Origin of the sequence: uncultured Oscillibacter sp. (assembly GCF_910587525.1) — a bacterium.
Lineage (GTDB): Bacteria > Bacillota > Clostridia > Oscillospirales > Oscillospiraceae > Oscillibacter.
Map to the genome: position 1 here is coordinate 1 of NZ_CAJULS010000153.1, position 4678 is coordinate 4678.

Genomic DNA, 4678 nt, shown 5'->3' on the forward strand with positions numbered 1-4678 from the left:
TTTTGGCAACTTTTTGGTTACTTTTTGTTTGCACAAAAAGTAACAGGGCGGCTTGCGGCCGCCGGGCCGGTCGGGCGGTCGAAGTCCGAATGACGGCCCCGGGGGCGCGACGGCTTATCTCCCGGTAGAACCAAATCCCCCTGCTCCTCGCGGCGTATCATCCAACTCCTCAACAACCTCCACCTCGTGGCGGGTCACCGGCACAATCATCAGCTGGGCGATCCGGTCTGCAGGCCGGACGGTATAGGGCGTCTTGCTCAGATTGTGCAAACCTACGTGGAGAGGACCCCGGTAGTCGCTGTCTATCACGCCGATGCCGTTGGAGAGAGTGATCCCGTGGCGGATGCCCATGCTGCTGCGGATGGCCACAATGCCCACATGGTTCTCCTGGATGGACACCGCCAGACCCGTGGGCAGAAGAACCTGCCCGCCGCCGGGGATGGTCACCGGCCGGTCAATGCAGGCGTGGAGATCCAGGGCCGCCGCACCGGGCGTCGCGTAGTAGGGCATGGGAATCTCCCGCCCAATCATGGGCGAAAGTGGCTTGATCTGGAGTTTCATGGGGTTTGTACCTCTACATAACGTATCTTCTGTCATTCATTATACGAAAAGTTTTCATTTATTCCACGCCGCGGTAGAAAAGTCCCCGGGTGTAGGCGGGGGGAATGTCCTCATTCTGTCCGCTATAGCGCGCGAGCATACGGACGCACTGGTCCGGAGTCTCCGTGGTGAAGCGCAGACGGGCCCAGGTGAGGCCGCAGCGGCGGTAGTCCGGTTTGTCCGCCAGGAAGAGAGGGACGCTGTTGATGATCTCCGTGCGGCAGCCGAAGACGGGGAGCAGGGGGAACACCTCGTTCTTCCGGTCCGTGAGGGTGTGGGGGCCGAGACAGGGGCCCCGGAGGTTCCGGGCGGTACAGCCGCCCTGGTGGTTGGCAATCAGGCAGTTCTCCGTCACCATCAGAGGGAGGCGGCCGTAGACCAGGGCCTCGCAGGGGAGGGGCTTGCGGAGATCGCGGAGCTGCTCCCAGCGCAGCTCGAAGGAGAGAAGGGCGCTCTCCAGGCCCCAGGCGCGCAGCTGCTCCAGGGAGCGGCTGTTGAACACGTTCAGGCCCAGGCCGCCTCGGGGGGGCAGGCCCAGGCGGTCCGCCAGGGGGAGCTGGCCGATGTTCTGGACCTCCAGGGAGGTGCAGCCCAGGGCCTTGGCCCGCTCCAGAAGGGGGAGCAGGGCGGGGAGCTCGCTGTCCTTGCAGATGCGGGGGAGGACGGCGCAGAAGGCGGTGCGGGGGGCCCGGTCGCGGAGAGAGGGGAGAGCGGTAAAATCCTCTATGCGCTCCGCCGGGAGACACACCAGGGCCGGGGTTAGCTCCAGAAGGGCCGGGGTCAGCTGGGAGGCCGAGGTGAGAGAGACTGTAAAGGCCGGTTCCTCCACAGGGGAGCGGTCCTCCGGGGGCGGGGGGGCCGGGTTCTCCCGGCGGGACGGGGGGGCGGCGCGGAGGGCCGCCAGACGGTCCAGGGCCTCCCGTCGGAGGGCGTTGATCTCCCGGACCGGGAGGGAGAGGCCGGGATCCAGGGTCAGGTCCACACGTTCCGGGCGGAAGGGGGTGCCGCCGGTCTTGGCCAGACGGGCGCGGACCTCCTCCGGGTCCAGGGGGCGGGTGTGTGCGGGGGCGGGGACGGGGCCCTGGGCGGCGGCGGTCTGGCCGCCGGGGCCGGAGACCGTGAGGCGGCAGGGGATGCCCGCGCGCAGCTCCGCCGCCATGGTCACGGGGACGGTGCGGCTGTCCTCACGGTTGTAGGCATTGCGGGCCTCCTGGAAAAGAGCGAAGGGGTCCGGGGCGCTCTCAGAGCGAACGCCGAACATCTGGGGGCCGGGGCGGCCCTGCCAGTAGGCGTCGGTGAAGCCATCGCGGGAGAAGGCCAGGGCCAGACGGTCCAGCTCCCGGGAGGTGGGGAGGCGGTCCTCCCGGAGAAGATCCGCGTAGATCCGGGTGACCACCGCCACGTACTCCGGGCGCTTCATGCGGCCCTCCAGCTTCAGAATGGAGACGCCCATGTCCCGCATATCCCGGAGATGGCCGGCCAGACAGGCGTCCTTCAGGCTGAGCGGGTGGGAGACAGGGCCGCCGTCCACACGGCAGGGCAGACGGCAGGGCTGGGCGCACAGGCCCCGGTTGCCGCTGCGGGAGCCAATGAGGGCGCTCATGGCGCACTGGCCGGACCAGCACATGCACAGGGCCCCGTGGGCAAAGACCTCAATGGCGATGGGACTGCGGGCGCAGATGCGGGCCACGCTGTCCCGGTCCAGCTCCCGGCCCAGGACCACACAGCCCATGCCCAGCTCCGCCGCACGCTCCACGCCGGAGAGGGTGTGGACCGTCATCTGGGTGGAGCCGTGGAGGGGCAGGTCCGGGAACATGGTCCGGGCCAGGGCCGCCAGGCCCCAGTCCTGGACAATCACACCGTCTACGCCGCAGCGGGAGGCCAGACGCAGCATGTCCGCCGCCGCTGCCAGCTCCCGGTCCGAGGGGAGGGTGTTCAGGGTCAGATACACTTTTACGCCGCGGATGTGGCAGTAGTCCACCGCCTGGGGCAGCTGTTCGGCGGTGAAGTTCTTCGCGCCGCGGCGGGCGTTGAGTTCGCCGCAGCCCAAGTAGACGGAATCCGCCCCGTTCTGAACGGCGGCCACCATGGCCTCCCAGTGGCCGGCGGGCGATAAGAGCTCCATCACTTCTTCTGCTGGAGCTTGAACAGCTCCCGGCGGCACTCGCTGAGCTCGCTCTTAGCCTTGTTGGCGTCGTCCAGATAGTCCTTGAGCTGGCTGCGGAGGTTCTCCGTGCTGGCCTGCTGCTTGAGAAGCTGGTCGGCCAGATTGGCGGCGGCCAGAACCGCCGCGTCCAGACGGCCCACACGGCCGGAGGCCATGATCTCCCCCATCTCCGCGTCCACCATGGCGGCCACCTTCTGCATGTAGGAGGGGCTCTCCTCCGCCATGAGGGTGTAGTCGTCGCCGCAGATGCTGACTGTAATCCGATTCGCCATTCTCGCGTCCTCCCTCTGTACATGATTTTGCATTCTAAAGTATAGCAGATTCTCCCAGAAAAGCAATTGGAAATGTGTAAAGGAACAGTAAATTCTCAGCAGACATCAGCAGACGGGGGGCGCGCCGCCGGTGAGGCTGAGAACCAGGCGGGCCCCAACCCGCATGCCGTCGAGGAGCCCCACCCAGCGGGCGGCGTCGCTCAGCTCCTCCGCCGTGCGGTCGGGGGGCAGATCCTCCTCAATGGGAAGGTCCAGGTTCGTGAAGCAGCAGGCAAGCTGCTTCAGATTCGCGCGGCGCAGAAATTTCGTCATGTCGTCCATCGGTTTGTTTCCTCCATAAAAAATTTGAATCATTTCTGTTTTCTTTAGATTCATATGAGGTGTATTGTAGTCACTATTCATTCTTTTGTCAATACACGAAGAAACAAATCAGTTGATTTTGCAAAGATTTTCCGCTATATTAACAACACATACGTTGCAGGAGGTCAGTTAAAATGGGAATGGCAGTCAAGGTAAAAATGCTGATGGCGGCGAGGGGACTGACGCTGTCCGCGCTGGGCGAGAGGATGGATCCGCCCACATCCGGGCAGAATATCGGGCGGAAAATCAGACATGACAACCTCAGCGAAAGCGATCTGGCGGCCATTGCCAAGGCATGCGACGCCAGGTTCGAGGGCGTGTTTGTGCTCAACGACACGGGGATGGAGATTCGGTAGAGCCGGGCCTCCCGCAGGCACCGCAGGGCTTAAAAGAGCCCCCAATAGACCCGCCCAGAGTGCTATTAAAAGTTCTTTTTGATTCTTTTTCTTTCAAGAAAAAGAATGAATACCGACAGAAAAGAGTAACCAGCCATGAAATACCTGAAGCAAGCCGTCATCATCGCCGCCGTGACCGCAGCGGCGGAGGGAATCAAGTATGTGGTACCGCTGCCGGTGCCGGCGAGTATCTATGGGCTGATCCTGCTGTTTGGGCTGCTCAAGGGCGGGGTTCTGCGGCTGGAGGAGGTAGAGGACGTGGGGGGGCTGCTGCTGGAGCTGATGCCGCTGCTGCTGGTGCCGGCGTCGGTGAGCTTTTTGACGGCGGCGGACACCATCGGGGAGATGCTGGCGCCGGTGCTGATAATGGGATTTATCGGCACAGCGGCGGTGATGGCCGTCACGGGTCGGGTGGCCCAGGCGGGAATCCGGAGAGGGAAGGGGGACGGGAAGCGTGGGTGAGTACTTTGCCTATTCGGACTACTTCGGGCTGCTTCTCTGCCTGGGTTCCTTTCTGGCGGCCCGGTGGATCAACGGAAGGATGGGGCGGGAGGTGTGCAACCCGCTGCTGTTCGCCACACTGGCCTGCGGGGCGGTGCTGGTGGGGACAGGGACGGAGTACGGGACGTTCTATGAGAGCGGGGCGGACAAGCTGGAGTTTCTGCTGACGCCGGCCACCATCTGCCTGGCCATCCCCCTGTACCGGCAGTTCGCCCTGCTGCGGAAAAACGGGGCGGCGGTGCTGGCGGGCTGCGCGGCGGGGGTCGCCGCCCACATGGCCGGGTGCGCGCTGATGCTGGTCCTCTACAAAATGGACGGGGCGGCCTACATCACCCTGCTGCCCAAGTCCATCACCACCGCCATCGGCAAGGGGCTCAGCCAGG

Annotated in this window: 7 protein-coding genes; 3 read left to right on the forward strand and 4 right to left on the reverse strand. The window is 64.6% G+C overall.

The genetic code is table 11. The features are described from left to right. Window positions 1–114: 114 nt before the first annotated feature. The 4 genes from dut to QZ326_RS11265 form a co-directional block, all read right to left on the reverse strand. Window positions 115–561, reverse strand: coding sequence for a dUTP diphosphatase (gene dut, locus QZ326_RS11250; protein ID WP_295745222.1), 447 nt, complete (start codon window positions 559–561; stop codon window positions 115–117). Window positions 562–619: 58 nt separating this feature from the next. Then, a complete protein-coding gene (locus tag QZ326_RS11255) occupies window positions 620–2725 on the reverse strand; it encodes a U32 family peptidase (protein ID WP_295745224.1) in 2106 nt (701 codons plus the stop codon). Then, window positions 2725–3039, reverse strand: a complete 315-nt coding sequence (gene zapA / locus QZ326_RS11260; protein ID WP_295745225.1) for a cell division protein ZapA — start codon at window positions 3037–3039, stop codon at window positions 2725–2727. Before zapA ends, QZ326_RS11255 begins: the two co-directional genes overlap by 1 nt. 105 nt (window positions 3040–3144) lie before the next feature. Beyond that, window positions 3145–3360, reverse strand: coding sequence for a hypothetical protein (locus tag QZ326_RS11265; RefSeq protein ID WP_295745227.1), 216 nt, complete (start codon window positions 3358–3360; stop codon window positions 3145–3147). Window positions 3361–3533: 173 nt separating this feature from the next. Here QZ326_RS11265 and QZ326_RS11270 point away from each other — a divergent pair, with 173 nt between their 5' ends. The 3 genes from QZ326_RS11270 to QZ326_RS11280 all read left to right on the forward strand — a co-directional run. Then, window positions 3534–3755 carry a hypothetical protein gene (locus tag QZ326_RS11270; protein WP_295745229.1) on the forward strand — a complete coding sequence of 74 codons (222 nt, stop codon included), beginning with the start codon at window positions 3534–3536 and terminating at the stop codon, window positions 3753–3755. Window positions 3756–3890: 135 nt separating this feature from the next. Further along, on the forward strand, window positions 3891–4256 hold the full coding sequence (locus tag QZ326_RS11275; protein WP_295745231.1) for a CidA/LrgA family protein: 366 nt from the start codon (window positions 3891–3893) through the stop codon (window positions 4254–4256). Further along, on the forward strand, window positions 4249–4678 hold a 430-nt coding region (locus QZ326_RS11280; protein ID WP_295745232.1), incomplete at its 3' end, for an LrgB family protein. The genes QZ326_RS11275 and QZ326_RS11280, both read left to right, overlap by 8 nt.

Excerpts from the sequence above, each read along its gene's own strand:
- QZ326_RS11255 (WP_295745224.1), bottom strand. The coding sequence starts at position 2,725 with ATGGAGCTCTTATCGCCCGCCGGCCACTGGGAGGCCATGGTGGCCGCC.
- QZ326_RS11265 (WP_295745227.1), bottom strand. The coding sequence starts at position 3,360 with ATGGACGACATGACGAAATTTCTGCGCCGCGCGAATCTGAAGCAGCTT.
- zapA (WP_295745225.1), bottom strand. The coding sequence starts at position 3,039 with ATGGCGAATCGGATTACAGTCAGCATCTGCGGCGACGACTACACCCTC.
- dut (WP_295745222.1), bottom strand. The coding sequence starts at position 561 with ATGAAACTCCAGATCAAGCCACTTTCGCCCATGATTGGGCGGGAGATT.
- QZ326_RS11270 (WP_295745229.1), top strand. The coding sequence starts at position 3,534 with ATGGGAATGGCAGTCAAGGTAAAAATGCTGATGGCGGCGAGGGGACTG.
- QZ326_RS11275 (WP_295745231.1), top strand. The coding sequence starts at position 3,891 with ATGAAATACCTGAAGCAAGCCGTCATCATCGCCGCCGTGACCGCAGCG.